Here is a 21,585-nt window from a genome sequence, read left to right as displayed (position 1 = left end):
CCAAGGCGCCCGCCCCAGGCCGCTCGCGAAGCTCCGACGGGAATCTGGCGGCCAAATTGGACGGCAGGCGCGAGCGTCCTCTCCAGGAGACAAAAAATGACAATAAAATCCAAGGCCCGGCAGCATGCCCGGCTGTCGGCCGCCAGTCTGGCTGCCGCCCTTGTTTTTCCCATCGGTTTTCCTCTTGAGGCCCGGGCGGCAGGCGAAATCGCGCTGGCCCACGTGGCGCCCCTCAGCGGGCCGGTCGCCCGCGAAGCCAACGAATACAACGCCGGCATCCGGGTTGCGCTCGCCGCCGCCAACGCGGCCGGCGGCATCAACGGCAAGCAGGTCGTGCTGCGCAACCTCGACGACGAGTACAACGCCGACAAATCCCTTGCCCGCTTCAACGAGGCGGCCGCCTCCGACGCCCTGGCAGCGCTGATGCCGGTCGGCTCGCAGGCCATGACGCGGGTGCTGAAGGAGCGCCTGCCGGAAACCCAGAAACTCCCCATCGTCGGCGTGATCCCCGGCGCCCAGCCCCTGCGCGCCTCGCTCAACCCCTATGTATTCCACGTGCGGGCCGGCGACCTGGATCAGTACCGCAAGCTCGCCGAGCACGCCAGCACCACCGGCCAGCAGCGCATTGCGGTGGTCTATGCCGACATCCCCTTCGGCAACGCCGGTCTGGCTGCCCTGGAGGCCCTGTTCCGCGGCAAGTCGCAGGAGATCGTCGCCAGGGTCGCCCTGCCGATGGGTGGCAAGGCAGACCTGCCGACGGCGGTGAATACCCTCGCCACGGCCCGGCCAGACATCGTCTTCATGGTGATTCCGGCCCAGCTGGCCGGCGAGTTCGTCAAGGTCTACCGGGGCAGGAACCTGCCCGCCCAGCTCGCAACCGTGTCCTATGGCAGCGCCGAAACCCTGTGCCAGGTGGCCGGCGAGGACGCGGCGCGGGGCGTCATCATCGCCCAGGTGATGCCCAACCCCGGTAACACCTCGATCCCCCTGGTCCGCAAGTTCCAGGAAGATTTCCGCAAGTTCGGCGAAGCCGGCGTGCAGCCCAGCATCTTCCACCTGGAAGCCTATGCGACCACCCGCATCGTGCTGGAAGGCCTGCGCCGCGCCGGCCCGGCCCCGACCCGGATCAAGCTGGCCCAGGCCCTCGACGGTCTCAAGAAGTTCGACCTGGGCGGCTTCAGCGCAGACTTCTCGCCCGCCAGGCACACAGGCTCCGACTTCGTGGACATCAGCATCGTCGGGCGCGGCTGCCGGCTGATGTTCTAGACACAGGCTATGCCTCACCGTTTTCAGGCAAGCGGGCCGGGCGTGAGACCGATCCTTGCCGACGAGGCGTTGTTAACCGGGATGTGCTGCATACGCAAATGGGACTGTCGCAAGTATGATTCAGGCCTCTTACAACAATAGCGGGATTTGACGGAGGTCCGCCAGGCATGGACCTCTCCGCGCGCCCCTGATGGCGGCGGCATCCCCGGGAGACAACAGTCCATGCCCTTTTTCCGCCTGCACGGCCTGGGCCTCGCCGCCTTGGTCGCGACCTTGCTGCCCGGCGCCCTCATGGCCGCCGGAGAACTTACTCTCGCCCATGTGGCTCCGCTGACCGGCCCCGTCTCCAAGGAGGCAGTGGAGTACAACCTCGGCATCCGTGTGGCCCTGAAGGCCGCCAACGCCGCCGGCGGCATCCATGGCCGGCAGTTGGTCCTCCAGGATCTGGACGACGAATATAAGCCGGAGAAAGCCCTCGCCCGCTTCAACGAGGCCGCCAGTTCCGAGGCCCTCGCCGCGCTGATGCCGGTAGGTTCCCTGACCTTCAGCCGGATCCTCAAGGAGCGACTGCCGGAAACCCGGGCGTTTCCCGTGATCGGCGTCGTCCCGGGTGCCCAACCCCTGCGCGAGCCGCTCAACCCCTATGTGTTCCATGTCCGCGCCAGTGATCAGGAGCAATACCGCAAGCTGGCCGAGCACGCCACCAGCACCGGCCTCAAGCGCATCGCCGTGGCCTATGCCGACGTGCCCTTCGGGCATGCCGGACTGGCAACCCTGGAAGCCCTCTTCAAAGGCAAGACCGAGCAGCTCGTAGCCAAGGCGGCCCTGCCGGTGGGCAGCAAGGCCGAGCAGCTGGTCGGCGCAGTGCAGGCCCTGGGCGCGGCACAGCCCGACATCGTCTACCTGGTCAGCCCGTCCCAGCTTGCGGGTGAGTTCGTGAAGGCCTACCGCAGCAAGGGCATCACCGCCCAACTGGCCACGCCGTCCTACGGCAATGCGGAGAGCCTGTGCCAGATCGCCGGGGAGGATGCCACTCGCGGCATCGTGATCGCGCAGGTGATGCCGAACCTGAACAACGCGGCCATCCCGCTGGTCAGGCGCTTCCAGGACGACTTCCGCAAGTACGCCGACGCCGGCGTGCAGCCGACCGTCTTCCACCTGGAGGCCTATGCCACCACCCGGGTGGTGCTGGAGGGCCTGCGCCTCGCCGGCCCGGCGCCTACCCGGGCCAAGCTGGCCCAGGCCCTGGAAGGCATGAAGAAGTTCGACCTGGGCGGCTTTCCGGTGGAGTACTCGGCGGCCCGTCATGCCGGCTCCCACTATGTGGACATCAGCATCGTAGGGCGGGGCTGCAGGCTGATGTTCTGAGGTGCTTCAACCCACCCGGATCCGCTTGCCGTAGCCGGTCAGCTCCAGGTAACCGCGTCCGACCTCGCGCGCGCCCTCGAAGACCCGCACGGCCCCTTCCCAGTAGATGGCCCCGGTGGAACGCCGGCTATCCAGTTCCTGATCGTCCATAAGAGGCCGGAGCAGCAAGGTGCGGCTCCCAAGCTGCAACTGCCATTCCACCGGCCAGCCGATGCCGGAACGGGGAGACTGCCACACCCGTAGCGGCGTGAAAACGATGTCCTCCGGCGCCATCGGCTGCGCCTTTCCAGAGGGGCCCGCCGGGCGCAGGGTCCCCGCCGACCACAAGGCCTTGCCCGCTGCATCGCGCAGGCGGAAGGCCATCAGCCCGCTACCATCGTCCAGGTTCAGCCCCACCCAGTCCCAGCCCTGGGCCCCTTCCGGCAACAACTCGCTGGACCACTCGTGATCCAGCCAGGCCTGCCCGGAGACGGGCTGGCGCCGGCCATCCAGGCTCAGCTCACCGCTCACCCGCAACTGGGGGCGGCTGTAGTAATAACTGGCGTGGCGCGGGTCGGCCGCCTTGCGGCTGAATCCCCCCTGCCCCTGCAGCAGGGGCGGAGCATCGGGCACCATCTCGAGCCGGTAGGCAAAATCAGCGGCAGTCACCTCCGCCTGGTAGCGGTCACCCCGCAGCTCGAAACGCCAATCCCCCACCCAGACCCGGGTGGTGGCGGTGTCGAAGCCGGCCGGCCCCACCCCGACGCGGGCCGAGCGCTCGTCGGGGCGCAGGCGGCCGAGACGCGGATCGGCGATGGCCGCATGGGCCAGGATCAGCTGACGCGGTGCGAAGGCGCTGGGATTCCCTTCACCGATCCCGGTACGCACCCGAAAGAAGGTGACCTGGAAACCCAGCGGCTGCCCGTCCGGCAGCGCCAGCCAGCCCGTCGCATACCACCACTCGGTCCGGAACGCCGGATGAGCACCATGATCTGCAGGAAAGACCAGGGCCCGGCCCGGCAGCACGGGCGCGAAATCCACGGCCACGGCCGGGCCTGCGGCCAGCACCGGCAGCGTCAGGAGAAAACGGCGCCGCTGCATCACCAGTCCTCCCGCACGGCCAGCACCGCGCTCCGGGCCATGGCCTGGCGGCCCGCCACCACGGCAGCCAGGGCCGCCAGCGCCACCAGGCCGCCACCGAAGAGCAGCAGGGACAGCCAGGGCACATGCAGGTCCATGCTCCAGTGGAAGCTCTGGCGATTCACCACCTCGATCAGCACCAGGCCGATCGCCCCGCCGGCAAGCAGGCCGCCGACAACCCCGACCCCGGCGGTCAGGGCGCCCTCCCGGGCCAGCATCGCGCCGATCTGGCGGCGGGTCAGCCCCAGGTGGCGGAGCATGCCGAACTCCCGCCGGCGGGCCGCCGCCAGCGCCGCAAAGCTGGCCGCCACGCCGGCCAGACCGATCGCCACGGCCACCGCCTCGAGCAGGTAGGTCACCGCAAAGGTGCGATCGAAGATACGCAGGCTGAGCGCGCGGATCTCGCCGGGCCGGGCGATCTCCAGCACCCCGGGCGCGACGAGCCCGGTCAGCGCTTCGGCGACTGCATCGGCGGACGCCCCGGGCGCCAGGTGGATCGCCGCATCATTGGCCAGGCGGTCCCCGGTGAGGTGCCGGTAGGCCGCCAGATCCAGCATCACCGCACCGGTCTGGCGGGCGTAATCGCGCCACACGCCGGCCACCCGCAGCGCCACCGGGCGCCCGGCCAGGGGCAGCTCGATGCTCTGCCCGGGCGACCCGCCATACAGATCCTGCATGGCCTCCGAGATCCATACCTGCGATGCCCCCTCGCCGGCCACGCTGCGCCCCACCAGGGGCAGGTCGCTGCCGTCCGCCGCCAGGGGCCGGGCAATCAGCGCCACCGGCGGCCGCCCCTCGGCCAGGCGCAGGCTGTCATGGCGGATGAAATCCACCCTGGCGACACCGGGGACACCGGCCAGGCGGGCCTGCAAGGCCTCGTCCAGGTAGGCGCTGCCGCTGGCCTTGCCACCGCGCACATACAGATCGGCGGGCAGGATCTGGGCAAGCCACTGATCCACCGAGTCGCGGAAGGACGCCACCATGATGGCCATCGCCGCCGCCAGGGCCACACTGGTCAACACCCCGGCCGCCGCCGTCACCGCATGCCCGGGCGCCGCGGCAAGGCGGGCCACGGCCAGACGCGCCGACACAGGTCCGTCCAGCGGCAGCAGGCGCACCAGCCCCGCGGCCAGCGCCGGCAACAACAGCACCGCACCGGCCAGGATGCAGGCCACCGCCAGGTAGCCCCCCAGGGGCAGCCCGGCCAGCGGCGGGATCAGGCAGGCCGGCAGGCTGGCCAGCAGCACCGCCACACCCAGGCGCGGATGGCCTCGTCCGTCGCCGAGGGCCGCCTCATCGCCGGCCTTTAGGGCCCGCGCCGGAGAGACCGTGGCCGCCTCTCTGGCCGGCAGCCAGGCACCAGCCAGGCCGGCCAGACCGCCGAGCAGCACGTAGATCGCGCTGGTGCCCGCCTCGAACTGCAGCCGGGGGCTCAGACCAGAGAAATACCCCGCCCCCAGATCACCGCCGAGCAGGCTCAACGCCCCCCAGGCCAGGGCGTGGCCGAGGCCGACGCCCAGCACACCACCGACCAGCCCCACCACCACGCCCTCGGCCAGCAACCAGCGGAACAAGGTGGCCCGGGCCAGCCCCAAGGCACGCAGGAAGGCAAACTCGGTACGCCGCCGCACCACCGACAAGGCCTGGGCCGAAAACACCAGGAAGCCGCCGGTGAGCAGGGCGATGGCCGCCAGCAGGGTCAGGTTGACCCGGTAGGCACGGGACAGGTTGGCCGCCTCGTCCTCGGCCGCCGCCGGCACCTGGACCAGCACGCCGGCCGGCAGGTCGGCCTGCAGCGCCGCCCTCACCGCGTCGGCAGGCACACCCTCGCGCAGGCGCAGGTCGATGCGGGTCAGGCGCCCCAGCCAGCCAAAATGCCACTGGGCGCCGGCAATATCCATCACCGCCAGCCGCCGTCCGGCCTCCAGCCCAGGCAGGTCGCCGGCCACCCGCAAGGCCAGCGGCTCACTGCCGGCCTGCACGCGCAGCCGATCGCCCGCACGCAGGCCCAGGGCCTGGCTGGCCCCCTCTCCAAGGAACACCGCGTCGTCGGCCAGCGCGGCAAAGCGATCCCCCCCATCGGCTGCGCGGGGCAGCAGGCGCGGGCTGACCTGCGCGAGGGTAAAGATATCCACACCCAGCAAGGTCAGGCTGTCGTCCCGCCCCGTCAGGCGCGCCTCGATCTCCAGCACCGGGCTGGCCGCGGCGATCTCCGGACGCGTGGCCAGGCGGGCGTACAAGGCCTCGTCGAAGCCCCCGCGCGGCCCGACCACCTGCAGGTCGGCCTGGCCCGACAAGGTGCGCAGGCCACGGCCGAACTCGCCCAGGGCCGATTCATGCACCACCTGCACGGCCATGCCCAGGGCCACGCCGAGCACGATGGCGGCCAGCGAGAACAAGGTCGCCATGCGCCGACGGGCCAGCGAACCCAGGAAGACCGGAGCCAGAACAGGCCCCTCCCGACGGGAGGCTGCGCGCCCTGCGGACGGACGGCCTCCGCTCATGCCTGCAGGCCTTGCGAAGTCAGGCGCAGCACCCGGTCGGCAGTGGCGGCGGCCTCCAGCGAGTGGGTCACCAGGATGCCGATGGCGCCGGCCTCACGGATGCGCCCGGCCAGTAACTCGAGCACCCGCCGGGCATTGGCGGGGTCGAGGTTGCCGGTGGGCTCATCGGCCAGTACCAGGCGCGGCCGGTGCACCAGGGCCCGGGCAATGGCCACCCGCTGCATCTCGCCGCCGGACAGCTCCCGCGGCCAGCTCGCCGCCCGCCCGCCCAGCCCCACCGCCTCGAGCAGGCGCAGCGCCGGCGCCTCCGCGGCACGCGCATCCTGGCCCTGCAGCCACAAGGGCAGTGCCACGTTCTGGGCGACCGTCAGGTGGGGCAGCACATGAAAGGCCTGGAACACGAAGCCCAGGCGGTCGCGGCGCAGCACGGTCAGGGCATCCTCGTCGAGGGTGGAGTAGTCGGTGCCCTCCAGGCACAGGCGACCGCCATCGGGCCGGTCGAGGCCGGCGATCAGGTTGAGCAGGGTGGACTTGCCGACGCCCGACTCCCCGACGATGGCCACATACTCACCGGGCGAAAGGTGCAGGGACAGGCCATCCAGCACCGGACGGCCGTTGAAATGGCGGGACAGGTTTTCTATTTCGAGCATGGGCAGTCAGAGCAGGCTTTACAGCGTCGGTTCCGTAGCGTGCGCAGGGTATACTCCGCGCGCCCATGCCCGTCGACCATTACGAGAACTTCCCGGTAGCGTCCTTCCTGCTGCCCGCGCACCTGCGCGAGCCGGTGGAGGCCATCTATGCCTTTGCGCGCAGCGCCGACGACATTGCCGACGAAGGCGATGCCGAGCCGATCATTCGCCTGGCCCGCCTCAACGACTACCGGCGCGCCCTGATCGCCATCGAGCAGGGCCGCTCCTTCGACGACCCGAGCCTGGTACCCATCTTCGAGCGCCTGGGCCGCAACATCCGCACCCACAAGTTGCCGCTGGGGCTGTTCCGCGACCTGCTCGACGCCTTCAGCCAGGACGTGGGCAAGACCCGCTACGCGGATTTCGACGAGCTGCTCGACTACTGCCGGCGCTCCGCCAATCCGGTGGGCCGTCTGCTGCTGCACCTCTACAAGGCCGACACGCCGGACAATCTCGTCATGTCCGACCAGATCTGCACCAGCCTGCAGCTGATCAACTTCTGGCAGGACGTGGCGGTGGACTGGCAGAAGCAGCGCATCTACCTGCCCCTGGCCGACATGACCCGCTTCGGGGTCAGCGAGGACTGCATTGCCCGGGGCCAGGTCACCCACGAATTCACGGCCCTGATGGACTTCCAGATCCAGCGGGCCCGCTGCATGATGCTGAACGGCGCCCCCCTGACCCGCCGCCTGCCCGGCCGCCTGGGCTGGGAACTGCGCCTGGTGGTGCAGGGCGGGCTGGCCGTGCTCGACAAGATCGAGGCCAACGGTTACGACGTGTTCCGCCGCCGTCCGGCCCTCGGCAAGACAGACTGGCTGCGCCTCGCCTGGCGCGCCGCGACCCGGTAGCCCCCATGACCGATCCCCACGCCTACTGCCAGGAAAAAGCCGCCAGCAGCGGCTCCAGCTTCTACTACAGCTTCATGTTCCTGCCCCCCGAACGGCGCCAGGCCATCACAGCGCTGTACGCCTTCTGCCGCGAGGTGGACGACGTGGTGGACGAATGCCACGACATGCAGATCGCCCAGACCAAGCTGGACTGGTGGCGCAATGAAGTCCGGCAGATCGTCGATGGCAACCCCAGCCACCCGGTGGGCCTGGCCCTGAAGGACGTGTCCACGCGCTTCAGCCTGCCCCGCGAGCAGCTGCTGGAGATCATCGACGGCATGCAGATGGACCTCCAGCAGACCCGCTACCTGGACTGGAAGGCCCTGCATCTCTACTGCTACCGGGTGGCCAGCGTGGTCGGCCTGCTGTCGGCCGAGATCTTCGGCTACACCAACCGCCAGACCCTCAAGTACGCCCACGATCTGGGGCTGGCCTTCCAGCTCACCAACATCATCCGCGATGTGGGGGAGGACGCCCGCCGCGGCCGTATCTACCTGCCCATCGACGAGTTGCAGAAGTTCAACGTTCCGGCGCGCCAGATCCTCGACGGCAAGTACGACGACAACTTCCGCCAGCTGATGGCCTTCCAGGCCTCGCGGGCGCGCCAGCTCTACGACCAGGCCTTCGCCCAGCTGCCGGCCGAAGACCGCAAGGCCCAGCGCCCGGGCCTGATCATGGCCGCCATCTACCGCACCCTGCTCGACGAGATCGAGGCAGACGGCTTCCAGGTGCTCGACCGCCGCACCTCGCTGACGCCCCTGCGCAAGATCTGGATCGCCGGTCGTACCTGGTTCCTGGGATGAGTACCGTGCCGCTGACCCACGCTCACGGCAAGGCGCGAGAGGCAGCCCGATGAGCCTGCCTGTCCAGGTCGGCATCATCGGCGGCGGCTATGCCGGCTTTGCCGCCGCCGTGACCCTCGCCCGCGGTGGCGCCCGGGTCTTTCTGTACGAATCCTCGCGCACCCTGGGCGGTCGCGCCCGGGTCGTCGAGAAGGACGAGCATCGTCTCGACAACGGCCAGCACATCCTTCTCGGCGCCTACGAGGAGACACTGCGCATGCTGCGCCTGGTGGGCGTGAAGCCCGGCGTCCTCGAAACCCGCAGGCTGGCCCTGGTCTACCCCGGCCTGTGCAGCCTCAAGGCCGCCGCCCTGCCCGCCCCCTTGCATCTGGCGGTCGGGCTGCTCACCGCCAAGGGTCTGGATTGGTCAGACAAGCGGGCCATGGCGCGGCTGATGAGCCATCTCAAGAAGCTGCGTTTCCGGGTCGAGCCCGACCGCAGCGTGGCAGAGCTGCTGGCAGAGACCGGCCAGACCGAAAGGCTGTCCCGGCTGATCTGGGAGCCCCTCTGCGTCGCCGCCCTCAACACCCCCGTGGCCAGCGCCTCAGCCCAGGTCTTTGCCAACGTGCTGCGCGACAGCCTGGCGGCCTCCGCCTCGGCGTCCGACCTGCTGATCCCGAAGGTGGACCTGTCCGAGCTGTTCCCGGTGCCGGCTTCCCGCTGGCTGGCCATGCGCGGCCACCAGGTGCGCACCACCGAGGCCATCGCATCGATCCAGTGGGACGAGGACGGCAAGGGCTACCGCCTGGACGGCGACCCCTGGCAGAACCTGCACGACCACGTCGTGATCGCCACCGCGCCCTATCACGCCGTTCCGCTGCTGCAGTCCGTGCCGGCCCTGGCGCCGCTGGCCGCACAGGTCGCCGCGCTGAAGCACGAGCCCATCGTCACCGCCTGGTTGGCCTTCGATGGCCCGGTGCATTTCCCCGAACCGATGATCGGCCTGGCCGGCGGCTACGGCCAGTGGGCCTTCGACCGTGCCGCCCTGGGCGGACCGGAAGGCCTGGTCAGCGTGGTCATCAGCGCCCGCGGCGCCCACCAGGAGATCAGCCGCGAGGCCCTGGAGATCGCCCTGCTGGAGGAACTGCAGGGCGCCCTCGGGCGCCTGCCGGCCCTCAAGTGGTCACAGATCATCACCGAGAAGCGGGCCACCTTTGCGTGCACCCCGGGGCTGGTCCGCCCGACCACCAACACGGCCGAACCAAGGGTGTGGCTCGCCGGTGACTATGTCGCCTCGGACTACCCCGCCACCCTGGAATCCGCCGTACGCAGCGGCATCGTCGCGGCCCGCAGCATCCTCAAACGCTGCGGCCTGAAGGAAGCCGGCTTCCTGGACTTGTGACAGCCATGCCCAGCTAGACCAGGCGCCCTGAGGCAAGCCGCAGGCTTCGCCCGCAACGGGCCGCCAGGGCGTTGTCGTGGGTCACCAGCACCAGGGTGGTCCCCGACTCGGCATTCAGGGAGAACATCAGCTCGATGACTGCCTCGCCGGTGGCCACATCCAGGTTGCCCGTGGGCTCGTCGGCCAGCACCAGGGCCGGACGCGGGGCAAAAGCCCGGGCCACGGCCACCCGTTGCTGCTCGCCACCCGACAACTGGCGCGGGTAATGCCCGAGCCGGCCCCCCAGCCCCACACGACCGAGCCAGGTCTCGGCCTCCTTGCGGGCATCGGCCCGGCCGGCCAGCTCGAGGGGCAGCATCACATTCTCGAGTGCGGTCAGTGCCGGCAGCAGCTGGAAGGACTGGAACACGAAACCGACGCAGGCCCCGCGCAGGGCCGCCCGGCCATCCTCGTCAAGCGCAAACAGATCCTGCCCGCGGATGCGCACCGTACCACTGCTGGGCGCATCCAGCCCGGCCAGCAGGCCGAGGAGGGTGGACTTGCCAGAGCCGGAGGCACCGACGATGGCCACCGCCTCACCAGCCAGGATGCGGAAGGAGACGTCGTCGAGGATGCGCAGTTCGTTGCCGCCATCGACGGACACGGCACGGGACAAGGCATGCACCTCCACCACCGGATCGAGAGCGGCGGCGGCGGAGCTGGAATCGGTATGGGTTCGGGTCAGCATGGGAGAGTGGAGTCGATTTACCGGGATAGGTTCAGCGAGCCGCCGTTCCATGTCCGATTTTCGTCGCCGAAGATGAAGCCTGCTCGATGAGGCCGGGAGCGAACCGGGACCGTAAACGGACAAGGGCAGCCTTTCGGGCTGCCCTTGCACACCGCGGGGACGGTGGATCAATCCACGTGGTAGTTCGGCGCTTCCTTGGTGATCTGCACGTCATGGACGTGGGATTCGCGGATACCGGCGGAGGTGATCTCGACGAACTCGGCGCGGGAGCGCATCTCGTCGATGGTGGCGCAGCCCACGTAACCCATGGAGGCACGCAGGCCGCCCATCAGCTGGTGGATGACTGCGGTCACCGCGCCCTTGTAGGGCACCCGACCTTCGATACCTTCCGGCACCAGCTTGTCCACGTTGCCGTCATTCTCCTGGAAGTAGCGGTCCGCGGCGCCCTGCTGCATGGCGCCCAGGGAACCCATGCCCCGGTAGGACTTGTAGGAACGCCCCTGGAACAGCACGGTCTCGCCCGGCGCTTCTTCGGTACCGGCGAACAGGCCGCCCAGCATCACGACGTTGGCGCCGGCCGCGATGGCCTTGGAGATGTCACCGGAGTAGCGGATGCCACCGTCGGCGATCAGCGGCACGCCGGAACCGGCCAGCGCGGTGGCGACGTTATCGACCGCAGTGATCTGGGGAACACCCACACCGGCGACGATCCGGGTGGTGCAGATCGAGCCGGGGCCGATACCGACCTTGACACCGTCGGCACCGGATTCGACCAGGGCCTTCGCGGCCGAGGCCGTGGCGATGTTGCCGCCGATGACTTCGACCTGCGGGAAGTTCTTCTTGACCCAGTTGACCCGGTCCAGCACACCCTGGGAATGCCCGTGGGCGGTGTCGACCACGATCACGTCCACACCGGCCTCGGCCAGCAGCTCGGCACGCTCTTCGGTGCCGGCGCCCACACCGATGGCGGCCCCGACGCGCAGGCGGCCGAGGCCATCCTTGGCAGCAAGCGGGTGCTCGGTGGACTTCATCATGTCCTTGACGGTGATCAGACCGGCCAGGCCGCCCGCATCGTTGAGGACCAGCACGCGCTCAAGGCGGTGCTTGTGCATCAGGGTGCGCGCCTCATCGAGGCTGGCTCCTTCACGAACCGTCACCAGGCGGGCCTGGGGCGTCATGATGGCGGAGACGGGCTGGTCGAGATTGGTCTCGAAACGGGTATCGCGGTTGGTGACGATACCGATCACCTTGCCGCCATCCACCACCGGCAGGCCGGAGAACTTGTGGGTACGGGTGAGGGTGAGCACCTCGCGGACCGTCATGGTCGGCGGGATGATGATGGGATCCTTGAGGATGCCCGATTCGAAACGCTTTACCTTGGCTACTTCAGCCGCCTGCTGCTTGGGGGTCAGGTTCTTATGAACGATCCCGATCCCGCCTTCCTGCGCAAGCGCAATGGCGAGGCGTGCTTCGGTGACGGTATCCATTGCAGCGGACACCAGCGGAATATTCAGGGTAATGTTGCGCGTGAGTTTCGTCTGGAGGCTGACGTCGCGCGGGAGAACGCTCGAATGGGCGGGGATGAGAAGGACGTCATCAAACGTCAGCGCCTTCTGGATCACTCGCATGGCTTTAATCCCTAGAACCAAATCCGTATTATACGCAGCTTGCCGCCTCCCGGCAAAAGCTTTGTCCCAGCGGAGTCCCCGATGCCACCCAAACTGCTTGCCCTGCTCCTGATCTGCGCCGTACCGATGGCTTCGGCCCAGAGTATCTATAGCTGGAAGGACGCCAGCGGCCGGGTTCATTACTCGGATAATCCCCCCCCCGACGCCCAGACCCGCAAGCTGCGCGAGGCGCCCATCGCGCCGGCCCGACCCGCCGTCCAGGGCCAGGCGGCGCCCCAGGAGACCTACGTGGAGAAGGAGCAGGCTTTCCGCAAGCGCCGGGCCGAAGCCGCCGAGGCTGAAGAAAAGGCCCGCCGCGACGAAGTCCAGGAGCAGAACCGCCAGCAGATGTGCACCAACCTGCGCCAGCAGCTGGCCGGGCTCGAAAGCGGCCAGCGCATTGCCCGTTTCGCCGACAATGGTGAGCCGGTCTTCATGGAAGACAACGAGCGTGCGGCGGAGGTGGAAAAGACCCGCGCATCCATCGACAAGAACTGCAAGTAAGGCACAGCGGACTCAGCCGGCGGCATCCTCCGCCGGGCCGCCGCCCTTCTTCATGACCTTGCCCTCCTCGGCCCGCTTGCGGCGGACCTCCTTGGGGTCGGCGATCAGCGGCCGGTAGATCTCCACCCGGTCCTTGTCGCGCAGCACGGCATCGGCCTTCACCAGCTTGGCGAAGACGCCCAGCTTGTTGGCCTTGGCCAGATCGATCTCCGGGTGCTTCTGGAGCAGGCCGGAGGCCTCAACCGCGCGCTGCACGGTGCTGCCCGCCGGCAGGCGCAATTGCACGATTTCCTGCCTATCACGCAAGGCGTAGCAGACCTCGACATGGATGGAGTCGGACATCTCAGGCCTTCCCATAGACCTGGCCGGCGCGCTTCACAAACGAGTCCACGAAGGTGTTGGCGATATGGCTGAACACCGGCCCAACCGCCTTCTCGATGAGGCGGCTGGAGAACTCGTAGTGCAGGTTGAACTCCACCTTGCAGGCGGCATCGCCGAGGGGAATGAAATCCCAGCTGCCATCCAGGTGGGTGAAGGGCCCGTCGGTGAGGCGGATGTGCATGCGACGCGGGTAGTCCTTGTCGTTTTCGGTGCTGAAGTGCGACTTGATGCCGTGGTAGTTGATGTGCAGCGTGGCCTGGGTGACCTTCTCGTCACGGCCGTGCACTTCGCTGCCACCACACCAGGGCAGGAACTTGGGGTAATCCTCGCAGCGGTCCACCAGATCGAACATCTGGGCCGGCGTGAACTCGATCAGGACAATTTTCTTGACGGTTGCCATCGGGGCGCGGGCAGACTACCGAGCTGTTAAAATGAACGATTTTACGCGCCGTATCAAACCTACGCCAATGAGCATCATCGACAACCGCAAGGCCTTCCACGATTACTTCATCGAGGACAAGTACGAAGCCGGCCTGGTGCTGCAAGGATGGGAGGTCAAGGCCATCCGCGAAGGGCGCGCCAACATCAAGGAAAGCTACGTGGTGATCCGCGGCGCCGAGATCTTCATCGTCGGCATGCACATCACCCCGCTGGAGTCCGCCTCCACCCACATCAACCCCGATCCGACCCGCACGCGCAAGCTGCTGCTGCACGCGGAGCAAATCGACAAGCTGATCGGCAAGGTGGAGCGGGCGGGCTACGCCCTGATCACGCTCGACCTGCACTACACCAAGGGTCGGGTGAAGGCCACCATCGGCCTAGCCAAGGGCAAGAAGCAGTACGACAAGCGGGAAACCGAGAAGGAAAGGGACTGGGAGCGCGAGAAGGCACGCTTGGTCCGCGTCAAGAACTGAAGACCGCCGGGGCCCTGCCCCGGAGCTACTCGGTCTCGCCTAGCGCCCACTCCACGTCGAGGCGCTCCAGCGCATCGGCCGGCTGGCAGGCCGCGGCCTCGTCGAAGATGCGATGGGCCTTGCCCAGTTCGGCCAGCCCGAAGGCCAGCAGGGTGGACCGGGCGTATTCGGCCAGCACCACCGGCGACTGGGGATGCAGCGCCCGGGCCGCTTCGAAATGTTCCGCCACGGCATCCCGGCGCGCGCCATAGGTCAGGGCCGCCATCATCACCCCCACCTTGTCGATGACCTCGGCGTGATAGACGCCGAGACCGACATGGGCATCGGCATGGGCGGGCTCAAGGTCGATGGCCCGCTGCAGGACTTCCCGCACCCGTCCGCCGAAGCCCCGTGCCAGCGCATGAACCACCGAGATGTTCTGGCTGAAGCGGCCCAGCGCCAGCCCATATACGTACCAGGCATTGGCCCAGTTGGGGGCCAGCTGAACCAGGGAAGAGCAGGACTCCACCACATCCCGGAGGATCTCCAGGCGCCGGGATTCGTCCTCCTCCAGATGGGCCGCATACACCGCCGCCGCGCGGGCCGACACCACCAGGCCCACCGGCCCTGCCGCCAACCCGCGATCAACGGCATCGGCGAAATCGCCGGCGTGATAGGCCCGCCAGGCGTCCTCGAGAAGTGGCACAACGACGGCCACCGGTGGAAGACTGGGGAGCAAGGCCGGATTGGCCGCGAGCAGGGCATCCAGGCTTTCGGCGCTGGGATAGGCCTCCCGGTCACCCCGATGCAGGCGCGCCCAGTTGCTCTTGAGCGCCGTGCCACCATAGCGGTAGATCCGGTCGCCGTACGGAAAACGCTTCCAGCTACGCCTCCGGCTGGCCTGGTCGCTCCCTGCGGGCCCTCCGGACTGGCGTGAGCGACGGAAGGCGCCTCCCCAGTCAAACGTCAGATGCATAGGCTGTGTTCTCCAGTGGGCAAACCGTCCGCCCCTTGTCTTGTCTCCGCACGGCGGAGCCGGGAGATACAGGGCTCCCGGCCGGAGAAGATTAGCACCGTCGTTGCGGACAAGCATTCCGCAACGCCGCAAAGACCGGACTAAGCGCCTGCCGCCAGATCCATGAAACGGGCCAGGCTCAGGTCGAGCTCGGTCAAGCCACCCGCGTCATGGGTGCTCAGGGTTACCTCGACGCGGTTGTACACGTTGAACCATTCCGGGTGGTGATCAAGCTTCTCGGCCATCAGGGCGACCCGCGTCATCCAGGCGAAGGCGGCATTGAAGTCCTTGAAGCGGAATGTCTTGGCGATGGCCTCACGGCCGGGTGTCTCCTGCCAGCCGTCGAGGCCGGCCAGTCCGGCGCGACGGCCGGCTTCATCGAGTTTTTCAGGACGCATGACGGGGCTCCTTTCGAATCAGCGGAGGGAGAAATCCACCCGGCTGGGCTTGGCCTTGGCATGTGCGCTGCCATCCGCCTCCCTGGGCACGAGGATGAAGATACGCTCGGCAGGCACCTGCCCCTTGTCCCGTAGCCAAGTCCTGACCGCCTGGGCGCGCTGCTGGGCCAGCAGGCGTACATCGTCGGCATCCACGCTGGTGTTGGCGAGGATCAGCTTTTCCATCTCGGCCACGGGCAGGTCCTTGACCAGGCCTATCAGGTTGCGCGGCTTGGGGAAGTCCTCGCTCTTGTAAACCCGGGTCAACAGCGCCGGGTATTCAGCCGAAGTGACGCGGACTTCGCCCCCTTCTTCAACGGACTCGCCCTTGCGGGCCATGTCCTTGACCTTGAGCGCCTCGACCTTGCCCTCCAGCACGGCCCGCTTGAGCCCTTCGGGGTCGTGGGCGGGATCCATCCGGCCGGCAATCTCCAGCTTGAGGGCGGGCCTGTCCTTGAGGGCCTTGGCAATGGCCGCCAGCTTGGTCTCGGCACCGTCGGGCAGGCGGGCAAAGCCCGGCTCGAAGTCCAGCCAGGACAACTCCTCGGCATTGCCGCCAAAGAGCGAGCCCATCAGAGCAAATGGCGAGGTGATGGCCTTGGTCAGCAGATTGACGATGACCTTGAAGACCAGCCCGCCCACGCTGAACTCCGGATCATCCAGGGAACCGCCGATGGGCAGGTTCAGGTCGATTTCGCCACGGCTGTTCTTCAGCAGGGAGACCGCCAGCGTCACCGGCAGCTTGAGAGCATCGGGGCTTTCGACGGCTTCCCCGAAGGTCAGTTGATCAAGGAAGACCTGGTTGGTCGCAGTGAGCCGCCGGTCGACCACCTTGTAGTTCAGCTCGGCCGACAGCTTGCCCTTCTCGATGCTGTAGCCCACATACTTGGCCGAGTAGGTGGACACACCGGAGAGCTCGAAATCCTTGATTGCGGCACGGATGTCGAGGGCCTTGTCCTGACGGAAGGGATTGAAGCTGCCGGCCACCGTCACCGGGGCCGAATCGTCCACCCTGCCCCGCAGGTCGAGGCTGGCAATGGTCGATGGGTCGGAGGACAGGCCGGTCAGGCTGCCACCCATACCGGTCAGATTGACATCGTAGTTGGGCCGCACGAAGCGGTCACTGTAGGCGATGTTGCCGCCCTGCACGGTGACCCGCTTGACCAGGATGGGCGGGAGGGGCACAGCCGGCTCGGTGGCGGGGATCTGTGCCGTCGCCCCCTCTTCGGGCGGCGCCTTGCCGCCGTTGCTGCGCGCCTCTGCAAGCTGCCTGTCCTTGGCTTCCTTCGCCTGCTGGGCGGTGATTTCCCGGAGGTTCAGGCCCCCCTGGGCATTGAGGATGAGACGGGTGTAGAAATCGGCCAGGGCGATCTCGTCGATGCTCACGGACAGCGGCGACAGGCGCACATCCATTCCGGCGAAGTTGAGGGACTTCCATTTCAGGAAGTCGGCCGCATTGAGCTTATCCACCGAAGCGAAGTCGGCGATCGTGAAGCTCCCCTTGTAACTGGCCTTCGGCCCACCTGCCGGTGGCAGTTCAAATACCAGCCGGCCACGGGCACTCGTATTGCCGCGGGTGATGGCGATGTTCACCTGTTCGGTGACATAGGGCTGCAGCATGGCCAGGTCGACCGCCTTCAGATCCACGTCTAGGGTCGCAGCGAGGGGCGCCAGCCCTACAGTGCCCGCCACTCCGATACGGCCGCGCTTGTTGACGGCAGCCTGCAGCTTGAGCGTGGCCTTGCTGCCGCGGGCCGTGGACAGGCCGTCAGCGCTCAGGCCGAGGGGCTCCACATTGAGCACCACGGCGGGCGCCAGCGTCCGATCCTCCAGCCGCAAGCCCCAGTCATCCAGGGCCAGGTGCTTCACGTCCACCTGCCAGTCCGGGCCGGGCGCAGCTGCCGGCCTGGCCATGGCCGCAGGCCGCGGGGCGGCTTTGGCTGCGGGCGCAGGAGCCTGCTCCGGCCCGCCGGCGAGCTTCCCGACGTTGAAAGCCCCATCCTTGTCACGCACCAGCGCAAAACGGGTCGCCTTGCCGGCGACACTGCCGACCACCACCCGGCGGGTAGCCAGGTCGAGCCCAGCATCCTTGACTTCGAGCAGGCCAATACGCGCCAGCGGGGCCTTGTCACCCTTGAGTTGCAGCCCTAGATCGCGCAGGGTCAGGGATGCCCCCTCGACACGCAGCAAGGGTTCCCCGGCCGCCCCCTGCTCGAAGACATAGCCAAAGCCCGCATCGGCCCGCCCCGACTGGATCTCGCCCTGGGGCAGGAAAGGGGCGTAATAAGGCCTGGGAGTGACCAGGTCAAGCCCTTCCAGGCGCACCGTGCCGGCCAGCTTGAGCGGTGCCAGGGTCAGCGTGCCCTTGTGGGCCAGCTTTTCCCCCGCATCGGTGACCAGCCCGGCTTCCAGTTCGGCCGATCCGCTTCCGGTGAGGCTGAACTTGCGCAGGGTCACATGGATGTCCTGCAGGCGGCGGCGGAAAGGGCCGCCGGCCAGTGCATCGGTAAAATCCACCTGGCCTCCGCTCAGGCGCACTTCACCGAAGGTCAGGACCAGGGGCTTGGCCGACGTGGTAGCGGCAGGCTTCTCCGCCGCTTCGGGAGCGACCTGGCGGGCAGGCAGGAGGTCGAGCAGGCTCAAGCGGCCTGCGCCGTCACGCGCGACGACGGCCTCGGGCTTGTCGATGACCAGGGTGCCGATGGCGATCTCCCGGGCCAGGGGCGCGAGACGCTCCACCCCCAGCTTGAGGCTGGCCAGGCGCAGGGCCGGGCGATCGTCGGCATGGCGCAGATCCACGTCCTCAAGGCCGAGATCCCCCTTCACCACCACGTCAGGCGTACCACCCGGTGGCTGGGCGAAGGACAGTTGCAGATCGGAGGACAGGCGGGCAGAGGCCAGCCGGAAGGTCTTGGCCACCGGCAGGTAGTCCACGTAGCGACCCAGGTCGAAGGCGGCAAACTTGAGGTCGACCACCGACTCCCGGTCCGGCGCAAAAGGCCTGGCCTTGCCGCGGATCTCGAAGGGCGCGTCATTCACCTTCATGGACAGCAGTGGCTCGACGAAGGTCTCGACCTGGGTCGGCAGGTTGGACACGAAGGGAACGCCCAGTTCCAGGTCGGCGATGACGTGCTGCTTGCCGGCAGGCTTGTCGTCGAAGTCGATCCGGCCCTTCTCGATGCGGATGTTATGCACCGCGAAGTAGCTCTGGCTGCCGTCATCCGGCTTGGCCAGCATCTCGTCGATCACGTCGGACCAGTTGAAGCGCAGCCCATCCTCGCGCACCACCCGGACCACCGGCTCAACCAGGCGCACTTCCGACACCACCGCGCCGCCACGGAAGAGGGACTCCAGCTGCACGTTGGCGTACAGCGACGCGAAGCCGAGTGCGGTCTGCCCCCCCTCCCTTTCCTGCATGCGGAAACCGCGCACCTCGGCAGACAGGGCATAGGGGTTGATGGAGATTCCGTCGATGCTGACGGGGCGGTGAAACATCTCGCCGAGCTGGCGCTCCGCCAGCGACTTGGCGAGGGGAGGCGCCACCAGGAAGCCCGCCACGCCGACCAGCCCGAAGGCCAGCGCGCCTCCGATGGCCCACTTGGCGGCACGACCGGTGACGCGCGTTTTCTGACCCATTTTGTTCGTGTCCCTTTTTCTCCGCGCCGGCTGCGCGGGCGAGCATTCCTTATATCCCGGAAGCCTAGCAGGGGAGACGTGACCTGGAAATGACGGGTTGCAACAGGATGTGCCAGGTTTGCCGTCGCGGGCGCATCGGTCTATCCTCCGGCCCCTTGTTCTGCCCTTCCCCGCGCCCCATGACTCACCTCCCCCGCCCCTCCCGCTACGACGTCATCGTGATCGGCGCCGGCGCCGCCGGCATGATGTGCGCCGCCCAGGCCGGCCAGCGGGGCCGCAGCGTGCTGATCCTCGACCACGCCGACAAGCTGGCCGAGAAGATCCGCATCTCCGGCGGCGGGCGCTGCAACTTCACCAACCTGGATGTGGGCATGGGCAATTACCTGTCCCGCAACCCCCAGTTCTGCCGCTCGGCCCTCGCGCGCTATACCCCCGGCCACTTCCTGGAACTGATCGGCCGCCACGGCATTGCCTGGCACGAAAGGGAGCACGGCCAGCTGTTCTGCGACGACTCGGCCCAGGACATCATCGACATGCTGCGCGCCGAATGTGAGGACGGCCGGGTGGCCTGGGCCATGCCCTGCGCCCTCCAGGCCGTGACGGCCGGCGATGATCCAGAGGCCCGCTTCGTGCTCGACACCAGCCATGGCCGCTTCGAATGCGCCAGCCTGGTGGTGGCCACCGGCGGCCTGTCGATCCCCAAGATCGGCGCCTCGCCGCTGGGCTACAAGATCGCCGAGCAGTTCGGCCTGGCCATGGTGGCGCCCAAGCCGGCCCTCGTGCCGCTGACCCTGCCACCGGAAGAGCTGGCGATCTACAAGGAGCTCGCCGGCATGGCCTTCGATGCGGTGGCCGAATGCGGCAGCGGGCGCTTCCGCGAGAACCTGCTGTTCACCCATCGGGGCCTGTCCGGCCCGGTGATCCTGCAGGTCTCGTCCTACTGGCAGGCCCGTGACTATGGTGGCGCTGACGGCGGCAACCAGGTCACCGTGAACCTCTTCCCGGCCGAAGATGTGCGCGCCTGGCTGGAAGAGCGTGCGCGCAGCAAGAGCCTCCTCGCCAACCTGCTCACCGAGCGCCTGCCCAAGCGCTTCGCCCAGGCCTTCTGCGACCAGCGGGGCTGGAACAAGCCCACCCACCAGTTCAACGGCAAGGAGCTGGACGCCATCGCCGAGGCCCTGTCGGGCTGGGCCATCACGCCCAACGGCACCCTGGGCTACGCCAAGGCCGAGGTCACCCTGGGCGGCGTCGACACCCGCGAGCTGTCCTCCAAGACCATGGAGGCACGCAAGCAACCCGGGCTGTTCTTTGTCGGCGAGGTGATGGACGTGACCGGCCACCTGGGCGGCTTCAACTTTCAGTGGGCCTGGGCTTCCGGGCACGCTGCCGGCCAGGCGGCCTGACGCGCCCTGCCGGACGCCACCAAGACAAAGGCCCGCACGAGGCGGGCCTTTGATGTCCTGCGGTGCAGCGGCTTACTTGCCGGCGGCAGCGGCCAGGCCATTCAGGATTTCCTGCTTGGCATCTTCGACGGTGCCCCAGCCCAGGATCTTGACCCACTTGCCGGGTTCCAGATCCTTGTAGTGCTCGAAGAAGTGCACGGTCTGCTTCATCAGCAGCTCGGGCAGGTCTTCGGTGGTCTGCACCTTGTCGTACAGCGGGGTCAGCTTGGACACCGGCACGGCCACGACCTTGGCATCCACACCGCCGTCGTCTTCCATCTTCAGGACGCCCACGGGGCGGCAGCGGATCACCACGCCCGGCTGCAGCGGGAAGGGGGTCACGACCAGCACGTCCACCGGGTCGCCGTCACCAGCGATGGTGTGGGGCACGTAGCCGTAGTTCAGCGGGTAGCGCATGGAGGTGCCCATGAAGCGGTCAACGAAGACTGCGCCGCTGTCCTTGTCCACTTCAAACTTGATCGGATCGCCCTGAGCGGAGATCTCGATGATCACGTTGATGTCGTTCGGAACGTCCTTGCCGGCCTTGACCTGATCGAAACCCATATCACTACCTCCCGTTATTAGATATAAGACAGCGCGCCATTATAGTGGAGCTGCGTGACTCCCGGATAAAACCCGCAGCCCGCATGTGCTCATTCCGCGTCGAAACCGGCCTCCTCGATCACCGCACGCAGAGCGTTGGCCGACACCCTGGCTGGATCGTAGCTGACTCGCGCCTCACCCTGCTCGAGGGACACCTGGACCGTCCCCACGCCCGGCGTGCCCGACAGGGCTCCGGTGACGTTCTTCACGCAGCCCTGGCAGCTCATGCCGCCGACCTTGATCACCACCTCGTCCATCATTCG

20 protein-coding genes are annotated in these 21,585 nt (G+C 67.8%); 8 read left to right on the top strand and 12 right to left on the bottom strand.

All coding sequences use genetic code 11. From position 1 onward, the window contains the following. The first annotated feature begins 96 nt into the window (after nucleotides 1–96). On the top strand, nucleotides 97–1,266 hold the full coding sequence (locus HHL15_RS17605) for an ABC transporter substrate-binding protein (RefSeq protein WP_169147112.1): 1,170 nt from the start codon (nucleotides 97–99) through the stop codon (nucleotides 1,264–1,266). Between the two features lie 222 nt (nucleotides 1,267–1,488). Further along, nucleotides 1,489–2,634 carry an ABC transporter substrate-binding protein gene (locus HHL15_RS17600; RefSeq protein ID WP_169147111.1) on the top strand — a complete coding sequence of 382 codons (1,146 nt, stop codon included), beginning with the start codon at nucleotides 1,489–1,491 and terminating at the stop codon, nucleotides 2,632–2,634. 6 nt (nucleotides 2,635–2,640) lie between these two features. Here HHL15_RS17600 and HHL15_RS17595 read toward each other — a convergent pair whose 3' ends face one another. Genes HHL15_RS17595 through HHL15_RS17585 form a run of 3 tightly spaced genes read right to left on the bottom strand, consistent with a single transcriptional unit; the run spans nucleotide 2,641 to nucleotide 6,907 of the window. Beyond that, a complete protein-coding gene (locus HHL15_RS17595; protein WP_169147110.1) occupies nucleotides 2,641–3,714 on the bottom strand; it encodes a lipocalin-like domain-containing protein in 1,074 nt (357 codons plus the stop codon). Beyond that, nucleotides 3,714–6,257 carry an ABC transporter permease gene (locus HHL15_RS17590; RefSeq protein WP_169147109.1) on the bottom strand — a complete coding sequence of 848 codons (2,544 nt, stop codon included), beginning with the start codon at nucleotides 6,255–6,257 and terminating at the stop codon, nucleotides 3,714–3,716. Before HHL15_RS17590 ends, HHL15_RS17595 begins: the two co-directional genes overlap by 1 nt. After that, nucleotides 6,254–6,907 carry an ABC transporter ATP-binding protein gene (locus HHL15_RS17585; protein WP_169147108.1) on the bottom strand — a complete coding sequence of 218 codons (654 nt, stop codon included), beginning with the start codon at nucleotides 6,905–6,907 and terminating at the stop codon, nucleotides 6,254–6,256. Before HHL15_RS17585 ends, HHL15_RS17590 begins: the two co-directional genes overlap by 4 nt. Nucleotides 6,908–6,972: 65 nt before the next feature. Between HHL15_RS17585 and hpnC the strand changes: the two genes are divergently transcribed. The 3 genes from hpnC to hpnE are packed head-to-tail and all read left to right on the top strand — an operon-like array spanning nucleotide 6,973 to nucleotide 10,017. Next, nucleotides 6,973–7,794, top strand: a complete 822-nt coding sequence (gene hpnC, locus HHL15_RS17580) for a squalene synthase HpnC (RefSeq protein WP_169147107.1) — start codon at nucleotides 6,973–6,975, stop codon at nucleotides 7,792–7,794. Between the two features lie 5 nt (nucleotides 7,795–7,799). Continuing rightward, nucleotides 7,800–8,636 carry a presqualene diphosphate synthase HpnD gene (hpnD, locus tag HHL15_RS17575; RefSeq protein ID WP_169147106.1) on the top strand — a complete coding sequence of 279 codons (837 nt, stop codon included), beginning with the start codon at nucleotides 7,800–7,802 and terminating at the stop codon, nucleotides 8,634–8,636. 49 nt (nucleotides 8,637–8,685) lie between these two features. Continuing rightward, a complete protein-coding gene (gene hpnE, locus HHL15_RS17570; RefSeq protein WP_169147105.1) occupies nucleotides 8,686–10,017 on the top strand; it encodes a hydroxysqualene dehydroxylase HpnE in 1,332 nt (443 codons plus the stop codon). 13 nt (nucleotides 10,018–10,030) lie between these two features. On the opposite strand, the gene HHL15_RS17565 is transcribed toward hpnE, so the two are convergent. Both HHL15_RS17565 and guaB read right to left on the bottom strand, forming a co-directional pair. Then, a complete protein-coding gene (locus HHL15_RS17565) occupies nucleotides 10,031–10,744 on the bottom strand; it encodes an ABC transporter ATP-binding protein (protein WP_169147104.1) in 714 nt (237 codons plus the stop codon). Between the two features lie 167 nt (nucleotides 10,745–10,911). Continuing rightward, nucleotides 10,912–12,372, bottom strand: coding sequence for an IMP dehydrogenase (guaB, locus tag HHL15_RS17560; protein WP_169147103.1), 1,461 nt, complete (start codon nucleotides 12,370–12,372; stop codon nucleotides 10,912–10,914). Nucleotides 12,373–12,453: 81 nt separating this feature from the next. On the opposite strand from guaB, the gene HHL15_RS17555 reads away from it, so the two are divergent. After that, nucleotides 12,454–12,915: a DUF4124 domain-containing protein gene (locus HHL15_RS17555; protein WP_169147102.1), complete on the top strand. Its 462-nt coding sequence runs from the start codon at nucleotides 12,454–12,456 to the stop codon at nucleotides 12,913–12,915. A 12-nt stretch (nucleotides 12,916–12,927) separates the two neighbouring features. Here HHL15_RS17555 and HHL15_RS17550 read toward each other — a convergent pair whose 3' ends face one another. Further along, nucleotides 12,928–13,257 carry an RnfH family protein gene (locus HHL15_RS17550; protein WP_169147101.1) on the bottom strand — a complete coding sequence of 110 codons (330 nt, stop codon included), beginning with the start codon at nucleotides 13,255–13,257 and terminating at the stop codon, nucleotides 12,928–12,930. Nucleotide 13,258: 1 nt separating this feature from the next. Then, nucleotides 13,259–13,696, bottom strand: coding sequence for a type II toxin-antitoxin system RatA family toxin (locus HHL15_RS17545; protein ID WP_169147100.1), 438 nt, complete (start codon nucleotides 13,694–13,696; stop codon nucleotides 13,259–13,261). A 67-nt stretch (nucleotides 13,697–13,763) separates the two neighbouring features. On the opposite strand from HHL15_RS17545, the gene smpB reads away from it, so the two are divergent. Then, nucleotides 13,764–14,210: an SsrA-binding protein SmpB gene (gene smpB / locus HHL15_RS17540; RefSeq protein WP_169147166.1), complete on the top strand. Its 447-nt coding sequence runs from the start codon at nucleotides 13,764–13,766 to the stop codon at nucleotides 14,208–14,210. 25 nt (nucleotides 14,211–14,235) lie between these two features. Here smpB and HHL15_RS17535 read toward each other — a convergent pair whose 3' ends face one another. From HHL15_RS17535 to HHL15_RS17525, 3 genes are all read right to left on the bottom strand, one after another. Next, a complete protein-coding gene (locus tag HHL15_RS17535) occupies nucleotides 14,236–15,165 on the bottom strand; it encodes a tetratricopeptide repeat protein (protein WP_169147099.1) in 930 nt (309 codons plus the stop codon). Nucleotides 15,166–15,305: 140 nt separating this feature from the next. Then, nucleotides 15,306–15,602, bottom strand: coding sequence for a 4a-hydroxytetrahydrobiopterin dehydratase (locus tag HHL15_RS17530; protein WP_169147098.1), 297 nt, complete (start codon nucleotides 15,600–15,602; stop codon nucleotides 15,306–15,308). An 18-nt stretch (nucleotides 15,603–15,620) separates the two neighbouring features. Then, nucleotides 15,621–19,277 (bottom strand): DUF748 domain-containing protein, encoded by a 3,657-nt coding sequence (locus tag HHL15_RS17525; protein WP_169147097.1) that lies wholly within the window; start codon nucleotides 19,275–19,277, stop codon nucleotides 15,621–15,623. A gap of 179 nt (nucleotides 19,278–19,456) precedes the next feature. Here HHL15_RS17525 and HHL15_RS17520 point away from each other — a divergent pair, with 179 nt between their 5' ends. Continuing rightward, nucleotides 19,457–20,680, top strand: a complete 1,224-nt coding sequence (locus HHL15_RS17520; RefSeq protein ID WP_169147096.1) for a BaiN/RdsA family NAD(P)/FAD-dependent oxidoreductase — start codon at nucleotides 19,457–19,459, stop codon at nucleotides 20,678–20,680. A gap of 72 nt (nucleotides 20,681–20,752) precedes the next feature. On the opposite strand, the gene ppa is transcribed toward HHL15_RS17520, so the two are convergent. Both ppa and HHL15_RS17510 read right to left on the bottom strand, forming a co-directional pair. Continuing rightward, nucleotides 20,753–21,283, bottom strand: a complete 531-nt coding sequence (gene ppa / locus HHL15_RS17515; RefSeq protein ID WP_169147095.1) for an inorganic diphosphatase — start codon at nucleotides 21,281–21,283, stop codon at nucleotides 20,753–20,755. A gap of 89 nt (nucleotides 21,284–21,372) precedes the next feature. Then, nucleotides 21,373–21,579, bottom strand: coding sequence for a heavy-metal-associated domain-containing protein (locus HHL15_RS17510; protein ID WP_169147165.1), 207 nt, complete (start codon nucleotides 21,577–21,579; stop codon nucleotides 21,373–21,375). Nucleotides 21,580–21,585: the final 6 nt, after the last annotated feature.

This window comes from Zoogloea dura (assembly GCF_012927165.1).
In the GTDB taxonomy this organism is placed as follows: Bacteria; Pseudomonadota; Gammaproteobacteria; order Burkholderiales; family Rhodocyclaceae; genus Zoogloea; species Zoogloea dura.
This window is presented reverse-complemented; position numbering and strand designations above follow the sequence as displayed.

Coding starts and splice junctions, on each gene's coding strand:
- HHL15_RS17565 (WP_169147104.1), bottom strand. CDS start 10,744: ATGCTGACCCGAACCCATACCGATTCCAGCTCCGCCGCCGCCGCTCTC.
- smpB (WP_169147166.1), top strand. CDS start 13,764: ATGAGCATCATCGACAACCGCAAGGCCTTCCACGATTACTTCATCGAG.
- HHL15_RS17535 (WP_169147099.1), bottom strand. CDS start 15,165: ATGCATCTGACGTTTGACTGGGGAGGCGCCTTCCGTCGCTCACGCCAG.
- hpnD (WP_169147106.1), top strand. CDS start 7,800: ATGACCGATCCCCACGCCTACTGCCAGGAAAAAGCCGCCAGCAGCGGC.
- hpnC (WP_169147107.1), top strand. CDS start 6,973: ATGCCCGTCGACCATTACGAGAACTTCCCGGTAGCGTCCTTCCTGCTG.
- HHL15_RS17555 (WP_169147102.1), top strand. CDS start 12,454: ATGCCACCCAAACTGCTTGCCCTGCTCCTGATCTGCGCCGTACCGATG.
- HHL15_RS17595 (WP_169147110.1), bottom strand. CDS start 3,714: ATGCAGCGGCGCCGTTTTCTCCTGACGCTGCCGGTGCTGGCCGCAGGC.
- HHL15_RS17590 (WP_169147109.1), bottom strand. CDS start 6,257: ATGAGCGGAGGCCGTCCGTCCGCAGGGCGCGCAGCCTCCCGTCGGGAG.
- HHL15_RS17550 (WP_169147101.1), bottom strand. CDS start 13,257: ATGTCCGACTCCATCCATGTCGAGGTCTGCTACGCCTTGCGTGATAGG.
- HHL15_RS17510 (WP_169147165.1), bottom strand. CDS start 21,579: ATGGACGAGGTGGTGATCAAGGTCGGCGGCATGAGCTGCCAGGGCTGC.
- HHL15_RS17530 (WP_169147098.1), bottom strand. CDS start 15,602: ATGCGTCCTGAAAAACTCGATGAAGCCGGCCGTCGCGCCGGACTGGCC.
- HHL15_RS17545 (WP_169147100.1), bottom strand. CDS start 13,696: ATGGCAACCGTCAAGAAAATTGTCCTGATCGAGTTCACGCCGGCCCAG.
- HHL15_RS17585 (WP_169147108.1), bottom strand. CDS start 6,907: ATGCTCGAAATAGAAAACCTGTCCCGCCATTTCAACGGCCGTCCGGTG.
- guaB (WP_169147103.1), bottom strand. CDS start 12,372: ATGCGAGTGATCCAGAAGGCGCTGACGTTTGATGACGTCCTTCTCATC.
- hpnE (WP_169147105.1), top strand. CDS start 8,686: ATGAGCCTGCCTGTCCAGGTCGGCATCATCGGCGGCGGCTATGCCGGC.
- HHL15_RS17605 (WP_169147112.1), top strand. CDS start 97: ATGACAATAAAATCCAAGGCCCGGCAGCATGCCCGGCTGTCGGCCGCC.
- HHL15_RS17520 (WP_169147096.1), top strand. CDS start 19,457: ATGACTCACCTCCCCCGCCCCTCCCGCTACGACGTCATCGTGATCGGC.
- HHL15_RS17525 (WP_169147097.1), bottom strand. CDS start 19,277: ATGGGTCAGAAAACGCGCGTCACCGGTCGTGCCGCCAAGTGGGCCATC.
- ppa (WP_169147095.1), bottom strand. CDS start 21,283: ATGGGTTTCGATCAGGTCAAGGCCGGCAAGGACGTTCCGAACGACATC.
- HHL15_RS17600 (WP_169147111.1), top strand. CDS start 1,489: ATGCCCTTTTTCCGCCTGCACGGCCTGGGCCTCGCCGCCTTGGTCGCG.